At 61.3% G+C, this 17166-nt stretch carries 16 protein-coding genes; 7 read left to right on the top strand and 9 right to left on the bottom strand.

All coding sequences use genetic code 11. The features are described from left to right. Positions 1-3 precede the first annotated feature (3 nt). The 3 genes from ACK3R5_RS08830 to ACK3R5_RS08840 are packed head-to-tail and all read left to right on the top strand — an operon-like array spanning position 4 to position 3095. Positions 4-1053 carry a carbohydrate ABC transporter permease gene (locus ACK3R5_RS08830; RefSeq protein WP_411966721.1) on the top strand — a complete coding sequence of 350 codons (1050 nt, stop codon included), beginning with the start codon at positions 4-6 and terminating at the stop codon, positions 1051-1053. Then, the gene (locus ACK3R5_RS08835) at positions 1050-1967 is read left to right on the top strand and encodes a carbohydrate ABC transporter permease (protein ID WP_411966722.1); all 918 of its coding nucleotides are present in this window, start codon (positions 1050-1052) and stop codon (positions 1965-1967) included. Before ACK3R5_RS08830 ends, ACK3R5_RS08835 begins: the two co-directional genes overlap by 4 nt. Further along, a complete protein-coding gene (locus tag ACK3R5_RS08840) occupies positions 1968-3095 on the top strand; it encodes an ABC transporter ATP-binding protein (RefSeq protein WP_411966723.1) in 1128 nt (375 codons plus the stop codon). It begins immediately after the preceding gene. 83 nt (positions 3096-3178) lie between these two features. On the opposite strand, the gene ACK3R5_RS08845 is transcribed toward ACK3R5_RS08840, so the two are convergent. After that, the gene (locus tag ACK3R5_RS08845; RefSeq protein ID WP_411966724.1) at positions 3179-3442 is read right to left on the bottom strand and encodes a BolA family protein; all 264 of its coding nucleotides are present in this window, start codon (positions 3440-3442) and stop codon (positions 3179-3181) included. A 228-nt stretch (positions 3443-3670) separates the two neighbouring features. Here ACK3R5_RS08845 and ACK3R5_RS08850 point away from each other — a divergent pair, with 228 nt between their 5' ends. Further along, on the top strand, positions 3671-4324 hold the full coding sequence (locus ACK3R5_RS08850) for a helix-turn-helix domain-containing protein (RefSeq protein WP_411966725.1): 654 nt from the start codon (positions 3671-3673) through the stop codon (positions 4322-4324). A 110-nt stretch (positions 4325-4434) separates the two neighbouring features. On the opposite strand, the gene ACK3R5_RS08855 is transcribed toward ACK3R5_RS08850, so the two are convergent. The 8 genes from ACK3R5_RS08855 to ACK3R5_RS08890 all read right to left on the bottom strand — a co-directional run bounded on the left by ACK3R5_RS08855 (position 4435) and on the right by ACK3R5_RS08890 (position 14004). Next, positions 4435-5469, bottom strand: coding sequence for an ABC transporter ATP-binding protein (locus ACK3R5_RS08855; protein ID WP_411966726.1), 1035 nt, complete (start codon positions 5467-5469; stop codon positions 4435-4437). After that, positions 5466-6494 (bottom strand): ABC transporter ATP-binding protein, encoded by a 1029-nt coding sequence (locus ACK3R5_RS08860; protein WP_411966727.1) that lies wholly within the window; start codon positions 6492-6494, stop codon positions 5466-5468. Before ACK3R5_RS08860 ends, ACK3R5_RS08855 begins: the two co-directional genes overlap by 4 nt. A gap of 4 nt (positions 6495-6498) precedes the next feature. After that, complete coding sequence (locus ACK3R5_RS08865) at positions 6499-7428, bottom strand: ABC transporter permease (RefSeq protein ID WP_411963700.1); 930 nt, start codon at positions 7426-7428, stop codon at positions 6499-6501. Between the two features lie 3 nt (positions 7429-7431). Beyond that, on the bottom strand, positions 7432-8358 hold the full coding sequence (locus tag ACK3R5_RS08870; protein WP_411963701.1) for an ABC transporter permease: 927 nt from the start codon (positions 8356-8358) through the stop codon (positions 7432-7434). A 26-nt stretch (positions 8359-8384) separates the two neighbouring features. Further along, the gene (locus ACK3R5_RS08875; protein ID WP_411966728.1) at positions 8385-10019 is read right to left on the bottom strand and encodes an ABC transporter substrate-binding protein; all 1635 of its coding nucleotides are present in this window, start codon (positions 10017-10019) and stop codon (positions 8385-8387) included. A 175-nt stretch (positions 10020-10194) separates the two neighbouring features. Next, positions 10195-11793 carry an N-acyl-D-amino-acid deacylase family protein gene (locus ACK3R5_RS08880; RefSeq protein WP_411966729.1) on the bottom strand — a complete coding sequence of 533 codons (1599 nt, stop codon included), beginning with the start codon at positions 11791-11793 and terminating at the stop codon, positions 10195-10197. A gap of 118 nt (positions 11794-11911) precedes the next feature. Next, positions 11912-12967, bottom strand: a complete 1056-nt coding sequence (locus tag ACK3R5_RS08885) for a dipeptide epimerase (protein ID WP_411966730.1) — start codon at positions 12965-12967, stop codon at positions 11912-11914. Next, positions 12964-14004, bottom strand: coding sequence for a DUF1611 domain-containing protein (locus ACK3R5_RS08890; protein WP_411966731.1), 1041 nt, complete (start codon positions 14002-14004; stop codon positions 12964-12966). The genes ACK3R5_RS08885 and ACK3R5_RS08890 overlap by 4 nt, the downstream gene beginning before the upstream one ends. 106 nt (positions 14005-14110) lie before the next feature. On the opposite strand from ACK3R5_RS08890, the gene ACK3R5_RS08895 reads away from it, so the two are divergent. The 3 genes from ACK3R5_RS08895 (at position 14111) to ACK3R5_RS08905 (ending at position 17163) form a co-directional block, all read left to right on the top strand. Beyond that, the gene (locus tag ACK3R5_RS08895; RefSeq protein ID WP_411966732.1) at positions 14111-14671 is read left to right on the top strand and encodes a hypothetical protein; all 561 of its coding nucleotides are present in this window, start codon (positions 14111-14113) and stop codon (positions 14669-14671) included. A gap of 91 nt (positions 14672-14762) precedes the next feature. After that, positions 14763-15566 carry an IclR family transcriptional regulator gene (locus ACK3R5_RS08900; RefSeq protein ID WP_411966733.1) on the top strand — a complete coding sequence of 268 codons (804 nt, stop codon included), beginning with the start codon at positions 14763-14765 and terminating at the stop codon, positions 15564-15566. A 274-nt stretch (positions 15567-15840) separates the two neighbouring features. Beyond that, positions 15841-17163: an aspartate aminotransferase family protein gene (locus tag ACK3R5_RS08905; protein WP_411966734.1), complete on the top strand. Its 1323-nt coding sequence runs from the start codon at positions 15841-15843 to the stop codon at positions 17161-17163. Positions 17164-17166: the final 3 nt, after the last annotated feature.

Consider the following 17166-nt stretch of genomic DNA (forward strand, 5'->3'; position numbering starts at 1 on the left):
TACATGAACAGCATTCTTTTCGGTGTGCTGGGCGGTGACCACGACGACGAACGTTCCGACAGCGACGGCGCTGCAGACAGCGACGCCGACTCGCTCAGAGCAGACGGTGGCACTGCCGACTCCTCGGTGACGAGTGGTCGCTCGTTCGACGTGCAGTCGTTCCTCGACAGCGATTTCGTCCGGTCGATTCCCTTCTGGGGACCGGCGGCGCTCCTGATGGGGCTTTTCGTCTACGGGGCCGTCGCGTGGAACGCGGTCATCTCGCTGACCGACTGGGAGGGACTCGGCCAACCCGAGTACGCGGACTTCGACCTCTCGATGTACAGTCGGATGTTCAACGAGTTGCTCGAACCGGGGTCGAACTTCTTCGCCGCGACGCGGAACACCGTCGCACTGCTCGTCGCGTTCACCGTCATCACGCTCGTCTTGGGCCTGCTCTTGGCGATTCTCGTCGACCAGGGCGTCAGGTTCGAAAACACGTTCCGGACCATCTACCTGTTGCCGATGAGTCTCTCGTTCGTCGTCACGGCCATCTTCTGGTCGTGGATGTACAACCCCCGAATCGGACTCATCAACGAGACGCTTCGCGCAGTCGGGTTAGACGCGCTCACGCAGGCGTGGCTTTCCGACCCGCGGTTCAAACTCGCGTCGGTCATCTTCGCGTTGATGTGGCAGTTCTCGGGTTACGCGATGGTCGTCTATCTCGCCGGATTGCAGGCGATACCGACAGAACAGTACGAGGCGGCCCGAACCGACGGCGCGTCGACGGTCCGTATGTACTGGCGGGTCATCATCCCGCAACTCCGCTCGTCGACGACGAGCGCCGCCGTCGTGTTGATGGTGTTCGCGCTGAAGGCGTTCGACTTCCTGTTCGTGATGTTCGGCCCGAACCCCGGGCCGTCGACGGACATCCTCTCGGTGATGATGTTCCGCGAGGCGTTCATGTCCACGAACTGGGCCTACGGGTCCGGCATCGCGACGGTGTTGTTCCTGATGGCGCTCGGCGTCATCGCGCCGTATCTCTACCGCCAGTACCAGCGAGGTGAACTATGAGTACGACAGACTCCCTTCGCGACGTCAACCTTCGACGAGTCAGCATCTACGCGACGCTCGTCGTGATGATTGGTTTCTATCTCGCACCGCTCGAAACGGGACTGATGACGGCGTTCAAGACACAGAACGTCTTCTTCAGTACGACACCGTTCTCGCCACCACCGATAGACGGCTTTACCGTCGAACCGTGGATGCAGGCGTTCGACAGACTCGCCCCCGGACTCGTGAACAGTCTCCTGTTCACCGTGCCGGCGGCGGTGTTTTCGGCGTTCCTCGGGTCGATGGCGGCCTACGGGATGACCAACCTCGACTGGCGGTATCAGGTCGGCGTGCTCGTCCTGTTCGTCGCCGGCGTGTTCATCCCCTACCAGTCTGTGCTGGTTCCACTGACCCGCTTTTGGGCGATGGTCGATATCGCCAACCTGTTCACGTCCATGGCAGGTGCGATTTCGTTCCTCCCAGTACTGCCGGGTCTGTTCACGGCGATGGCGGACCGTGCCGGCCTCATCGAACTCGCCGTGACGCACACGGCCTACGGGATTCCAATCTGTACCGTCCTCTTCCGTGGCTACTACCTCTCGCTCGACAGAGAGATGCTCGAAGCGGCACGACTGGACGGTGCAACGCCGGCCCGAATCTACCGGAAAATCGTCTTGCCGCTCTCGAAACCGATGTTCGCGGTGGCGCTCATCTACCAGTTCACGAACATCTGGAACGACCTGTTGTTCGCGCTGGTGCTCGTGAGCGACCCCTCGAATGCACCGATTACCATCGCGCTCAACACGCTCAAGGGCTCGATGGTCCAACAGTACAACGTGCAGATGGCGGGCGCGTTCATCGCGGCGCTGCCGACGCTCGTCATCTACGTCCTCTTCGGCGAACAGTTCGCAAAAGGCGTCGCAGGTGAAACGTAAATGGCTCAACTCACACTCGATTCGGTCACGAAACGGTTCGACGACGTCACCGCAGTAGACGACGTCTCGATAGATATCGACGACGGCGAGTTCCTCGTCCTCGTCGGCCCATCAGGGTGCGGGAAGTCCACCACCCTGCGGATGATTGCGGGACTCGAGTCCATCTCGGACGGCGAAATCCGGTTGGACGGGACGCCACTGAAAGGAAAGCGCCCGAAGGAACGCGACATCGCGATGGTGTTCCAGTCGTACGCGCTCTACCCGCACATGACCGTCCGCGAGAACATGTCGTTCGGACTCGAAGAGTCGACGGACCTCCCGGCGGCCGAGATTCGCGAGACAGTCGAAGCGACGGCAGAGATGCTCGACATCGAGGAACTGCTCGAACGCAAACCCGGTGAACTCTCCGGCGGGCAACAACAGCGTGTCGCCCTCGGGCGTGCCATCGTCCGCGACCCGAAGGTGTTCCTCATGGACGAACCGCTGTCGAATCTGGACGCCAAACTCCGCTCGCAGATGCGGACGGAACTCCAGCGATTGCAGGAGGACCTGGGCGTCACGACAGTGTACGTCACCCACGACCAGACGGAGGCGATGACGATGGGCGACCGAATCGCTATCTTGGACGGCGGCAAACTCCAGCAAGTCGCGACACCGCTGGAAGCGTATCACCGCCCCGCCAACCGGTTCGTCGCCGGATTCATCGGCGAACCGTCGATGAACTTCTTCGAGATGGACGTCGAAGGCGACTCGCTCGTCCACGACGCCTTCACCTACGCGCTGTCCGATTCGACACAGGCCGCAATCGGCGGCGTCGAACGCGTGACGCTCGGTATCCGACCGGAGGATATCGAACTCGTCGCGGACCCGAACGGCGACCACACCTACCAGACCACCGTCGACGTTGTCGAACCGATGGGCAACGAGAACGCCGTCTACCTGCAGTTCGACGACGACACGCGGTTCGTCGCCACTATCGGTGGGATGCGGCAGGTCCAGAGCGGTGAGACGGTGAACGTACAGATTCCCGAAGACGCCGTCCACATCTTCGACGCCGAGACGGGCGCAGTGCTTCAGAACCGCTCGCTCGACGATGCGGAACTCTCCGAACCCGACCCACAAATCTGAGTTCGGTTCTTCGGAATCTCTCTTCCGTTCGAATTCTGCTTGCGTTCGAATTCTGTCTGCGTTCGAATTCTGTCTGCGTCCGACTACCCTTCGAGTGCCTCGTACTCTTCTGGCGTGTAGGTCTTGAGTTCCATCGCGTGGATGTCCGTCGTCATGTGCTCGCCGAGGGCGTCGTAGACGAGTTGGTGCTGCTGGACGAGCGACTTGCCTTCGAAGGCGGGCGAGACGACGAGGGCGGCGTAGTGGTCGTCTTCGTGGTTCTCGTCGTAGGACCGGGGACGCGAGACAGTCGCCTCGGCGTCTTCGATGTTCGACTCGATGAGTTCCTCGATGTCTGTGATATCCATGTGCGTACTCGGGGGGTGCGACGGGAAAAATCGTCCGGGAACGGCAGTCTATCGAACTGCCCGCTTATACGCCTCCGATACTTCACTTGACCGCCGCGACGGGAAGGGCTAAGGTTCGACAGCCACGATACCGTGGTAGTGAGTCACACAGACGATCCCAGAGGCGCCGAGTACTACGGTGAAGATAAAAAGCAGTACTCGATTCGGTTGAAACACGACGGGTGTTGGATGATCGATGTCACCAGCAAGTTCTCTGGGTCCCACGTCATCGAGAAAGCCTTCTACCACGGTGAAGAGAGCATCAAGACCGACATCATCCTCTACCTCGACGACGGGGCGAGTACCGACCTCGACGGCGTCATCGACGGAATTCGAGACCACCCCGACGTGAACTACCTCAACGTCCTCGACCGCGTCGACCGACGCGCCCGATTGATGGTCGACTACGACGACGACCACAGCGTCAACAACGCCATCGCGGACTCCGAAATCATGCCTATCGAACCGGTCCGGGCGACCAACGGAGTCGAACACTGGTCCGTGCTGATGAATCCCTCGGACATCGGGAGTACGCTCAAACGTATCGAAGACGATTACAACGCCGAGATCCAGTCGATTCGAGGGTTCGACTCGGGTAAAGATACGGTGTTCACCGACCTCGTCGACCGGATATACGACGACCTGTCTCCCCGACAGACGCAGAGTCTCCTCGTCGCCGACAAACACGGTTACTACAACTGGCCGCGGCACGCAACTGCGAACGAAATCGCCGAGGAGCTGGGCGTCTCCGGGCCGACGTGCCTCGAACACCTGCGAAAAGGTGAACAGAAAATCGTCCGGACCGTCATCGACGTTCTCCAGAACAGACACGGTCGGACGTAGGGATGCGATTCGGTTTTCGGGTGCCTCGCTGTGGGGGCGTCTCGTAGCGGGGAGAGTGGCTTGAGTTCTGTTCTGCGAGGGTCTCGGGGATAGATTATCTCGACGATTGCTTAGTCGAGTTTCGTCTCTTCGTCGACTCGGATACACCGCACCAGCGCCTCACCATGGGGCTCGAACTCGGGGAACCCGTCCGTGCACGCCTCGGTTGCGACCGGACACCGCGGATGGAACCGGCACCCCGCCGGCGGGTTGCTCGGGTCCGGAACGTCGCCCGAGAGGACGATTTCGTCGGGGGCGACGTAGTCCGGGTCGGGGACGGGAACCGCCGAGAGGAGTGCTTTGGTGTAAGGATGTCTCGGGGACTCGAACAACTCGTCTGCCGGTGCGCGCTCGACCACGTTCCCGAGGTACATCACCGAGATGCGGTCAGCGATGTGCCGGACGACGGAGAGGTCGTGGGTGACGAAGACGTACGTCAGGTCGTGTTCCTCCTTGAGTCGGTCGAGCATGTTGAGGATCTGCGACTGCACGCTCACGTCGAGGGCACTCGTCGGTTCGTCCAAGACGACGAGCGACGGATTAGTCGCGAGTGCCCGTGCGATGGCGACGCGCTGTTTCTGCCCGCCTGATAGTTCGTGCGGGAACCGGCCGAGGTGTTCGGTGTTCAGCCCGACCTCGTGAATCAAATCGAGGACGCGGGCCGTGATCTGTCGATTCGTCGCATTCGAGTGAATCCGGAGCGGTTCGCTCACGATTCTCTCGACGGTCATCCGCGCATTGAGCGAACTATCGGGGTTCTGGAAGACGATTTGAATCTCGCGACGGAGGGCGCGCATCTCGCCCGGCGATAGTTCGGTCATCGGCTGACCGCGGAAGTAGACTTCCCCCGCCGTCGGCGACCGAAGGCCGATGATAGTCTCCAACAGGGTGCTCTTGCCGCACCCAGACTCCCCGACGAGCCCGTGGGTCTCCCCACGATGGATGTCCATCGACACGTTATCGACGGCTTTGACATCACCGACGTGCTTCTGGAATATCCCCTTCGTTATCGGGTAGTACTTCTCGATGTTCCGAATCGACAGCAGTGACTCTGGTTCGTCGTCCGGGTCGACCTCAGAACGGGTCTCTTGCGTGGGTGCGCTCATTGGGAACCTCCCGAACCGCCGTCGGTCGGTTCACTCGACTCGGCATTCCCGCTGTCTTCGACGTCGTGGACGAGACAGGCAGCCTCGTGGTCGTCCGCACCGCGTATCGACGGTGGTTCCTGCCTTCGACACCGTTCTTCTGCGTCCGGGCACCTGGGGTGGAACCGACAGCCAGACGGCGGGTTCATGAGGTTCGGGACGGACCCTTCGATGACACCGAGTTCGGTACGTGGCTCGGCGATGTTTGGGATGGTTTTCAGCAACTCGCGTGTGTACGGGTGGGTCGGTCGCTTGAAGATGTCGTGGACCGTCCCGAACTCTACGATTTCACCGGCGTACATGACGCCGACACGGTCACAGAACTGTGCGACAACGCCGAGGTCGTGCGTAATCCACAGGACTGAGAGGTCGTGGTCTTCGACGAGGCGTTTGAAGATGGACAGTACCTTCTTTTCGATGGTCACGTCCAGTGCCGTAGTTGGCTCGTCGGCGATGATGAGGTCTGGGTCGCACGCCAGTTCCATGGCGATCATGACGCGCTGTTTCATCCCTCCGGAGAGTTCGTGCGGGTAGCTGTCGAGGACGCCGTCCGGTCGCGGCATCTCCACCTCCGCGAGCGTCTCGTGGGCGATGGCCTTAGCTTCTGACTTCGACACGTCACGGTTCGCCCGGATGACTTCGAGCATCTGGTTGCGAATCGTGTACACCGGGTTGAGCGAGGACGACGGGTCCTGAAACACCATGGCGATGTCACTGCCGCGCACGGCCCGCATCTCCTCGGGTGATTTGTCGAGGAGATTCTCGCCGTTGTACCGAATCTCACCGGCGACGATTTCACCCGGAGGACTCGGTACGAGTCGCATGACGCTCATCGCAGTCACTGACTTTCCGCTTCCGGTCTCGCCGACGAGGCCGACCGTCTCACCCTCGCCGACGGCGAGGTTGACACCGTTTAGCGCGCGGACGACGCCAGCTTCCGTGTGGAAGTGAGTCTGTAATCCGTCTATTTCGAGTACTTTTGTCATTCGGTTATCTGTTGATTTTCGGGTCGAGTGCATCTCTGAGGCCCTCTCCGAGCAGGTTGAAGCCGAGGATGAAGACGACGATAGCCAGGCCGGGGAACGTCGAAATCCACCACGCGGTTCGCATGTAGTCACGGCCCGATGCGAGCATCACACCCCACGAAGGGCTCGGCGGTTGCGCGCCGAGTCCGAGGAACGACAGAGACGCCTCGACGGCGATGGCTTGTCCCATCATCAGCGTAGCGACGACGAAGGCGGGCATGACGGCGTTCGGAAGCAGGTGGCGGAAGATAATCTGCGAGTCCGTCGAGCCGATGGCTTTCGCCGCTTTGGTGAAGTCTTGCTCGCGTAGCGAGAGGACCTCTCCCCGGACGAGGCGGGCGTACTGCCCCCAGAACACGAGGCCAACCGCGACCATGATGTTCGTCAAGCTAGGTTCGAGCATCGCCGCGAGCGCGAGCCCGACGAGGACCGCCGGGAACGACCACGTGATATCGACCGCAGTCTGGATGACTGTGTCTATCCAGCCGCCGTAGTACCCCGCGAGCGCGCCCAAGATGACACCGATACCGAGCGCCACGCCAACCGCCGTGACGGCGATTTGAAGCGAGATACGCGAACCGTAGATGATACGCGAGAGGATGTCACGACCGAAGGCGTCGGTTCCAAGGAGGTGGTCGCTCGACGGGGACGAGAGCGTGTTCGTGAGATCCTGTTCAGAGGGCTCGTAGGGTGAGACAAACGGCGCGAAGACCGCGGTTGCGAGGATGAGAACGACGACAAACGCGCCGAAAACCGCCGGCTTGTGGCGCTTCAGACGCCGAAGTACCGTCAGCGCGCGGTCGACCCGCGCGGCCCGCGAGTCGATGTCGTCGAGTTCGTCGTCCCAGCGTGCTTCGAGCGCTTCCCAATCGACGTTGAGTTCGTTGTCGGACATGGTTTAGTCGTATCTGATTCGTGGGTCGATGACGCTGTAGAGCGTGTCAGCGAAGAGATTCCCAAACATGATGGCCGCCGCGAGGATGAGCAGAATCCCCTGTACGACGGGGTAGTCGCGTCCAAAGATGCTGTTGACCATCAGCCGACCGACACCCGGTCGCGAGAAGACGATTTCGAGTACCACGCCGCTAGCGATGACCCATCCGAGCCGAAGCCCGAGGAGCGTGACGATGGGCAAGAGCGCGTTCCGGAGTGCGTGTTTGAAGACGATACTACGGTTCGGAAGCCCGTTCGCTCGCGCCATCTGGATGTACGTTTCCTGCATGGTTTCTACCATCGACGACCGCATGACGCGGGCTTCGACAGCGCTTCCTCGGAGCGCCAAGGCGACGGCCGGCATGAGAAGCAAGCCGAGCGTCCCGTAGCCCGCGACAGAGACCCACTCGAGGTGGACGCCGAATATCATAAGGAACAGGATACCGACCCAGAACGCCGGGAACGAGACGCCGAGGAGGACGAACCCCATCGAGACGTAGTCGACCCACGTGTGCTGTCGGAGCGCCGAGATGACACCGACAGGGATAGCAATGACGTACATGAGCACCAACCCGAGCGTGGTAAATCGGAGCGTAATGGGGAGCCGAACTAGAATCATCTCCAGCACCGGCTGACCGGTCTTGATAGACGTGCCGAAATCGCCCTGAACGAGGTTCGTCAGCCACGAGAAGTACTGGACGTACAGCGGCCTGTCGAGACCGTACTTCCGAGTCAACTCGGCGATTACTTCGGGACTCGCTCGCGGTGGTGCGAGCAAATCGACGGGCGAACCCGGCGGGAGTTGGATGAGCAAAAACACGACGACCGAGACTATCAGGAGTTTCGGAACCATCGCCAACAGCCCGCGGGCAACGTATTGATACAGTTTCATAGTGGGTTCGTGGGTGGCTGGTCGCGCTATTTCGTGATGGTTTCAACCGTCGTACCGAGGGTGAAGAACTTGTAGCCATCAAGGTCGGCCCGGGCGGCGGAAATGCCCTCTGGGTAGTGGACGGGGGCCGCCGGAACGAGACTTTCCATCAGGTACTCGTTGGCCCGCTTGAACTTTTGGATGCGCTCTTCCCACGACCCTGCGCTCATGCCAGCCTCGATGAGTTCGTTCGCTCGGTCGTCTGCCTCGCGGCCTTCCTGCACGCCGAACCACGCAGGGTACGGCGTCATGTCGAATGCGAAGAACCAGTCGAGGATATCCGCATTCTGCCACGTGTACCCCTCGACGATTGTCTCGAAGTCGCCGCTCTTGATGCGTGACTGGACGGTTGCCTCGTCGACGACCTTTGGCTTGAGTTCGACGCCGATTTTCGACGCCTGCTCTTGGTAGACTGTCGCCAGATTCCGGGCAGTGCTGGCGTTAGTCGTCAGTAGTTCGAACGACGCCTCCACGCCGTCTTTCGTACTCACGCCGCCGGGATTGACGGTCCAGCCCGCCTCTTCCATGAGCGAGGTGGCTTTGTCGAGGTCGAAGGTGTGGTTGTACTCGTCGCCGATATCCTGTGCCGCCACCGTCGGGGGGAGCAGATTCACCCCAGGCTGACCGAGGCCCTGAAAGAGCCCATCCACGATGGATTGGCGGTCGATTGCGAAGCTGATAGCCTTCCGGAGGTTGAGGTCTTCTGCGATGACGCCCGCCCTCTCGGGGTCGAGGTTGAACCCGAGCCACCGGACTTGTCTACCTTCGGCCCTGTGGACGTCTATCTCGTCGTTGTTCTCGTACGCCTGCACCTTCGTGGACGGCAGACCGGTGAGGATGGCGTCTGCCTCGCCGGTTTCGAGCGCAGCGGTCCGCGACGACGTCTCCGTAATCACGTCGTAGGTGATTTCGGCGGCCTTCCCCGCCCCTTCGAGGCCAATCCACTCGGGCGACCAGTCGTACTCCTCGAACCGTTCGAGAACCAGGTTTCTATCGCCGTCTCGGGATTTCCACTTGTAGGGGCCGGAGCCAACCGCAATCGTCCGGCCATAGTCCTCGCCGTATTCCTCGTAGGCGTCCCTACTCGGGACGGCCGCGTAAGCGGAACTGAGGTTCCACAGCAGGTTCGGCGCGGGCGCAGAGAGCTTCAAGCGCGCCGTGTGAGTGTCCTCGGCGACCACGTCGTCGATGATGCCGTCGACCATGTAGCTGGTCCCGCTTCCGTTCAGTAGGTAGTCGAGCAGGAACCACTTGACGTGGTCGGCATCGAACGCGGAACCGTCGTGGAAGGTGATGCCCTCACGGAGCGTCATCACGAGGTCCATATTGCCGTTCTCGAAGGACCACCCTTTGAGCATCCCCGGCTGCAGCGTCATGTCGTAGGCGCGGTCGACCAGATTCTGGTAGATGTCTCGCGCCGGCGGGCCCATCCAGCCAGTGTTGTGGTCGAAACGGTCGAACGGGTGGTCGAGAAGGATACGAAGGCTAAACGAACCGTTTGCCTCGGCCGTGGCTTCTCCGCCTGTTTCGGTGGCAGCTTCGTCCGATTCGGTGGTCGACGTGCCAACGTCAGTCTTCGGCTCGCCGCCGGTACAGCCTGCGAGGAGCGTGGCTGGTCCCACGGATGCACCCGCTGCGACTCCCTTTAGTAACGTACGCCGGTCGAGAGCCACCTTGTTATTGTCTGTCATTGGTTCGCACTGGTATTCGTTCCCGACACATGGACTAATAGGGGATACCTTGCTTACTAGGTGTAAAAATCCGACACGACGAACGGGATTGATCGCGGTATCTCGCTCAATCAGTGTACGGTTCTGATCTGATAGTTTTACCAGGCCGTCTATCGGTTTGCACACCATCGTGGATGACGAATTCGCCATCAACGACGACGTGGTCGATACCGGTCGGGAGTCGTTTCGGGTTGTCGTAGCTAGAGTCTGTTGCGACCCACTCCGGTCGGAAGGAGACGAGATCGGCGTCCATCCCCTCTCGGAGTACCCCCTTCGACTGCAGACCGTAGATTCTGGCCGGGAGCGCAGTCATCTTCCGGACCGCCTCTTCGAGGGAGACGAGGTTTCGTTCGCGAACGAACTCGTCGAGAATCTTGGGATAGGTGCCGTAGAGTCGTGGGTGCGGGTTTTTGCTTACGAGGCCGTCGGAGCCGACGCAGGTCAACGGCGACTTGAAGATGGTTTCCACGTCGTCTTCCCTGCCGAGGAAGATGACGATGCGTACATCGAGTTCTTCTTCCACCAGTAGGTCGAGACAGGCGTCAAGTGGGTTGCAGTCGCGTGATTCGGCGATTTCGGAGATAGTCATCCCCTCCAATTTCGTTCGCTCGGAACCCACGTCGGCGATGCGGATGTTCTCCCAGCCGACTGTGCCGGCGTCGTTCTCCCAAAAGGGGATGCGGAACTCCTTGATATCGGCAGCCATCCGCGCCCGCGACTCGGGATCCGAGAGGAGTTCCAATGTCCGCGCTTCGCCTTCGCCGTGGGCCCACGGAGGCAACACGGCAGACAACGACGTACTCCCGGCGATGTAGGGGTACTGGTCAGCGGTGATGTCTACGCCCATCTCGCGGGCGATTTCGAGAAACGAGACGGCGAGGTCGGCCTTCCCGTGTTGCTTGCGCCCCGAGAGCTTGAAGTGCGACAGATGCAGCGGGACGTCCGTTTCGTAGCCGACCGAGATGAACTCGTACATCGCCTCGAACAGCCAGTGACCCTCACTTCGAATGTGGGCGACGAAGGGTCGGTTCGTCGGTGAAAGCACCTCACAGAGGGCCCGCAACTCGTCGGTATCGGAGTGGATTTGCGGGTGGTAGATGAGCCCCGTCGAGAGGCCCAGACAGCCATCGTCCAACGACTCGCGGAGTAACGCTTGCATCTCCTCGAGTTCGTCCGCCGTCGCGGTTCGTCCCTCCATCCCAAGCACCTCGTGACGGATAGTTCCGTGTCCCGCAAGGATACCGAGGTTCAGCGCCGGTCGAGCCTCGTCGACGGCGTCGAGGTACGCGCCCATCGACTCGAATGTCGGTGCAGACTCGACCGAACCGCTGAGCGCCCACATCCGGGCGGACCACTCGTCGGCCCGTTCTGCGGAGACCGGAGCCGGACCGAGCCCGTCCTGTCCGAGTATCTCGGTCGTGATGCCCTGATGGGCTTTCGGCGTGAGCTTCGGGTCGGCGAAGACCTCGAAATCGGAGTGTGAATGTGCTTCGACAAACCCCGGTGCGAGCACGGCACCGTCGAGGTCTACAATACGGTCGCCGTCCGGCGGCGCGCCTCGTGTAACCCGCTCGATAATCCCGTCTCGAACGGCGACGTGGCCGCGAAACGACGGGGACCCGGTCCCGTCGACAATTCGTGCGTCGGTGAAAACGATGTCACTCACAGTTTCAGAGCGTTCGTCAAATGAGGCCATATATCGAACCCCTAGGATGGTAGGTACCGATTTTTTTGTAGAATGGGCGGTCCAGAAGGCCGACGGTCGAACGAGTTTCGAAGGCAGCTCAGACGTTCGGGATGATTCCGTGACCGGGCCCTTCGATATCGTGCGTCGGTCCGGACGATTTCGTGACCACGTCTTCGGCGAGGAGGTGTGTCGCGTCCAAATCGACGTGAGAGAAGCCGCCGGTGCCAGCGACGAAATGGGCGCTCGTGTGGATACCGATGGAACTCTCCAGCATGCACCCGACCATCAGGTCGCGGCCCGCGGCGCGGGCGATGGCGGCGATGTCGGCCGCACCGAGAAGTCCCGACTTACCCAGTTTGATGTTGATTACGTCGGCGGCGTCCTCGCGGACGACGCGCGTAGCGTCTTCTGGGGTAAACACTGTTTCGTCGGCCGCGACGGGCGTCTTCGTCCGGTTCCGAACGTTCGCCAACCCTGCTACGTCGGTCTCGACTACGGGCTGTTCGAGGAGTGATAGGGGGAGGCCCGCGTCGTGGACGGCCTCGTCGAACTGGACGGCTTCAGAGACGGACCAGCCTTGATTTGCGTCGACGGTGAGCGTCGCATCGGGTGCGGCCTCGGCCACCGCACGAAGTCGTTCGAGGTCGGTTTCGACACCCTGTCCGACTTTTACCTTGATAGTCTCGAAACCATTATTGGCGGCCGACGAGGCCCGCTCGGCGGCGATTTCTGGCGGATGAATTGGTATCGACATATCGGTCTGCACCGGTTCGGGCGTCCCGCCAAAGAACTCCGACATCGGTATCTCACGCTCGCGACAGTACGCGTCGATAATCGCGGTTTCCAGGGCGAAGAGCGCCGACACCGCGCCCGGATACGTCGCGTGCAGTGACTCGATGACAGCGCGGTAGTCGGCCACGTCGCTGCCGACGAGGAGATCAGTGGCGTGGGTCGCCGTATCCAATGTCGCACCCTGCGTCTCACCGGTGACGTAGTGGTCTGGCGACCCCTCACCGTAGCCGACGACCCCGGATTCCGTCTCGACGGTCACGAGGACGTTCGGGGCTTCGTACTGGGTTCCGAGAGCGATTTCGAACGGCTCGATGAGTGGCAAGTCGAGCGGTTCGACATCGACCGAGACGATTTTGCTCACAGCGCCTCCAGTACGGCCCCGAGGATGGCGTCGGTTCCGCCGTCTTCGAACACGTTTCCTGCCGGCAGGCCGACTTCGGATTCGACTCTGACGGCATCACCCCACGTCGAGACGGCGGCCACCGTCGTCGGCGAGATGTGCTCGATGAGCGAAATCTCCTCCGGGAGCGACTCGACCTCGAAGCGGTCGAAATCGTCGCGCGTGTTCCGACCAGGTTCGTCGGCGATGACGACCACGTCGGGGTTCGACCCGTGTAAGAGGCCGAGCGTCACGGCCGAGTACGCGCGGTGCGAAAGTGACGCCTGCCCTTCGACGAAGACGAGTTCGTAGTCCTCGGCGACTGAACAGACGAGGTCTTCGACCACACCGGCGAGGAAGTCGGCAGGCACCCGGTCGATGACGACACCGGCGTCAGCACCAATCATCACGCCGGTCTGCCCGGTGGCGACCCAACCCGCGTCGAGGCCGAGTTCGCGGGCAGCGTTGTACAGCTCGAAGGTTGTCGTCCGCTTGCCGACGGCGCAGTCGGTTCCCATGGTCAGCACCACGTCCGCGCCACACTCGTCGACGCGTCCGTCGGCCACTCGGAGTTTGTCCTCGGGGGGTTTCCGCACGTCCACCAGCGAGACGCCGGCGTTAGCCGCTCGCATGCGCCACTCAGGATTGTCGCTGAGGAACTCGTGGAGTCCAGAGACGACATCGCATCCGGCGTCTATCGCGGTCTCGATTTCGGGAATCCAATCACGCGGGAGCGTTCCGCCGACGGGGGCAACGCCGAGGATGAGAACCCCCGCGTCGGGCGCTTCGGTCAGTGCTTCCTCGACCGAAGCGACTACCGTGGGATTCGACGAGAGGTCAGTCCCGAGCACGTCGGTGGCACACCGGCCAGCCTTCGTCGAGTCGACGACGGCCCGCACGTCAAAGAGCGTCCCGTGAGCGACGACACCGTTTGCGGTTTTTCCCGATGTCTCACCGAAAGCCCCCTCTGCGAAAACGATAGTCTCGACGGGGCCTTCGTAGCGTTCGGTCAGATGCATACTGTAGTAGGGCCACCTTTCGGACAAAAGTAACCCCCCCCGTATGAGAGGGTGCTCGGTAGCACATCGGATAGATATAACTCGGCACACGCCCACGGTTCGTTTCATGAGCTTGGAGGACACCGAGACAGAAACCCGGACAGGCGGGCGGTGGTCCGAGGTGGACGACCTCATCGCCCCGTACCTCACCGGGTCGAACGCCCGGTTGGTCTCGGACTCCGGCGACGACGACACCCGCCGTGCCGTCGTCTCGAACACGATTGGACGACTCCTCAGGTTGGGTGGTGCCCCACTGGACGTATCGCTCGACACCGAGACGACGCGGGTCTCCCCCGGTGACCCAATCGAGTTCACCGTCACCATCACTAACCACTCGGCAGTCGGCATCCCGCTGTCACTCGACTGCTCAACGCTCTGGGGCTGGTACGTCGACGGTACGCCAGAGGGTGAACGCGAGGCGCACTACGAGAGTCCACCACGGATGATCCGGTTCCGTGGCTCACAGTCCTACACGTTCGAGCGCACGTGGTCCGGACTCGTCCGCAAGGGAGACGGCTACGAGCCGCTCTCACCGGGGGTGCACGAACTCGAAGCGAGCCTCCACGTTGTGGACGCGGCACAAAAGGGGCTCGCAGACAGCGTGACATTCCACGTCGAGGAGCGGTGACGATGTGCGGCACCCTCCCGCGCTCCCGATTCGATGGTGACCGACGTTTGATATATGGAACGCACCGACTCTGCCCGTCGACGGTGGACAGATGAGCGGGTACGATGCTCCAGACGAACCGCGTCGAATCAAGTCGGTCCAGACTGCGAGCCGTATCGTTTCAGTGGTCCAGCGGCTTTCGAACCCGACGCTCGGTGACATCTGCGCCGAACTCGACGCGTCGAAGGGAACGATTCACACCTACCTTGCCACGCTCGAAGAGGAGGGGTTCCTCATGCGAGACGGCCAGTCCTACAGGCTCGGACTCCGGTTCGTCACCTTGAGCGAGAGCGTCAGAAACGAGACGCAGCTGTACCGCGCGGGCAAAGAGGAAGTTGACGCCCTCGCTGCCCGGACCCACGAGTACGCTCACCTCACCCTCGTCCAACAGGGTCGCGAAGTGACGATTTACGAGAGTCGCGGCGACGACGCCGTCGCCACCGACTACCACCTCCGAATGAGGGAGACGCCCCAGCATCTCCACTACAGCGCCAGCGGGAAAGCGCTCCTCTCACAGTTCGACGACGAACGGGTTCGGTCGATACTCGACAGCGAAGGACTCACCGAGCAGACGGCAAACACGATCACCGACCGCGACGAACTGTTCGCAACACTCGAACAGATTCGTGAACGAGGCTACGCGGTCAACGACGAAGAAGAGATTCGAGGGATGCGCTCTGTCGGTGCGCCCATCCGCGGCGTCGACGGCGGGGTGTGCGGCGCAGTGAGCGTCACCGCGCCGACCAGTCGACTCACCGGTGACCGATTCAAAACCGAGGTTCCGAAACTCGTAGTGGAGACGGCGAATCTCATCGAGTTGAACCTCGAAACCGCGGTCTACGACCGGCGGCGGTAACGTCTCCGTCCCGGCACTCCGCGTCTGGCAATGCCGAACGCCCCAACTAGTCCCCTCCCAGCGGCGTATGGCACCGATTCACTCGAAATAGCCCGTCTCTATGACGAACTCGACTGCGCGACAGCCGGAAGTGAAGTTGTCGCTCTCCCGAAGCCGTTCGCATATATCAAAACTCTTTCCGTGAAATGAATACGAATGCCAATCTAAACCGTCTATTAGAACAGATATTGCTATAATTGACAAGATTTATGCGATGTTATCGGATCATTGGTTCATGAACCGAGACACCGTCGAGCCGAGTGTTGGGGACTTCCCGGGGCCGAAGGCTGAACAGTGGGTGGCGTACCACCAGCAGTCCGCCGCCCCGAGTACCTACGTCTACGACTTCGTCTGGGACGTGACCAAAGACGCAATCGGGCCGTTCTGTACCGACCCTGACGACAACGTCTTGCTGGACTTCACGAGCCACGTCGCGGCCGCACCACTCGGCTACAACAACCCGGCACTCATCGACCGACTGGAGGACTTCGACCTCATCGACCCGATGAAAATCGCTGGACAGGACTTCTACCTGAGCACGGGAGGGACCCCGGACGACACGTCGCTTCCGGGACCCGCACACTTGATGGACCTCCTGACCGAGGTCACCGACGGCTACGACATGGACACGGTGTTCCTCTCGAACTCTGGAGCAGAGGCCGTCGAGAACGCGATAAAGATATGTTACGACCACTGTGAATCACCGAAGTACGGCATCACCTTCGAGGGAGCGTTCCACGGCCGCACACTCGGTGCACTCTCGCTCAACCGCTCGAAATCTGTCCACCGCCGGAAGTTCCCCGAAGTCTCTGGCATCGTTGACGTACCCTACTCGATGGAGGGTGTCGAACGCCTCCGAGCCAAACTGGACAGTACGAATGGTCACCTCCCGGCGGAGCAAGTCGCGTTTCTCGTCCTCGAACCCATCCAGGGGGAAGGTGGCTACCGCGTGCCGAGCGACGAGTTCATGCGGGAGGTGAACGCTCTCTGCAAAGCTCACGACATCCCAATCATCGCCGACGAAATCCAGTCCGGCGTCGCCCGGACAGGTGAGATGTGGGCGTCGGACCACTACACTCTCGAACCGGACGTCATCACGAGCGCCAAAGCACTCCGCGTCGGCGCGACAATTTCGCGAAGCGACATCTTCCCCGACGAGGAGTCTCGACTCTCCTCGACGTGGGGTGCGGGCGACATCCTCGCAGCGATTCAGGGCGCACTCACGCTGGAGATTATCGAACAACAGAACCTTGCAGCCAACGCCACGGAAAAGGGCGCGTACCTTCGCGAGCGCCTCGAATTAGCGACCGAAACGACCGAAGAAATCATCGACGTTCGCGGCCTCGGCCTGATGGTCGCCGTCGAGTTCGACACCAGGGCACACCGTGACGCTGTCGTCGACGCCGCCTTCGAGCGCGGCTTGCTCACCCTCGGATGCGGCACTCGTTCGCTCCGTCTCCTGCCGCCGCTCGACGTAACCGAGCGCGAACTCGACTTGGCGGTCAGTCTACTCGACGCGTCGGTGTCGGATGCAGTCGGCGTGGCCACGCCCCAGTAGTCG

The organism is Haloferax sp. YSSS75, from assembly GCF_046764215.1.
Classification (GTDB): Archaea; Halobacteriota; Halobacteria; order Halobacteriales; family Haloferacaceae; genus Haloferax.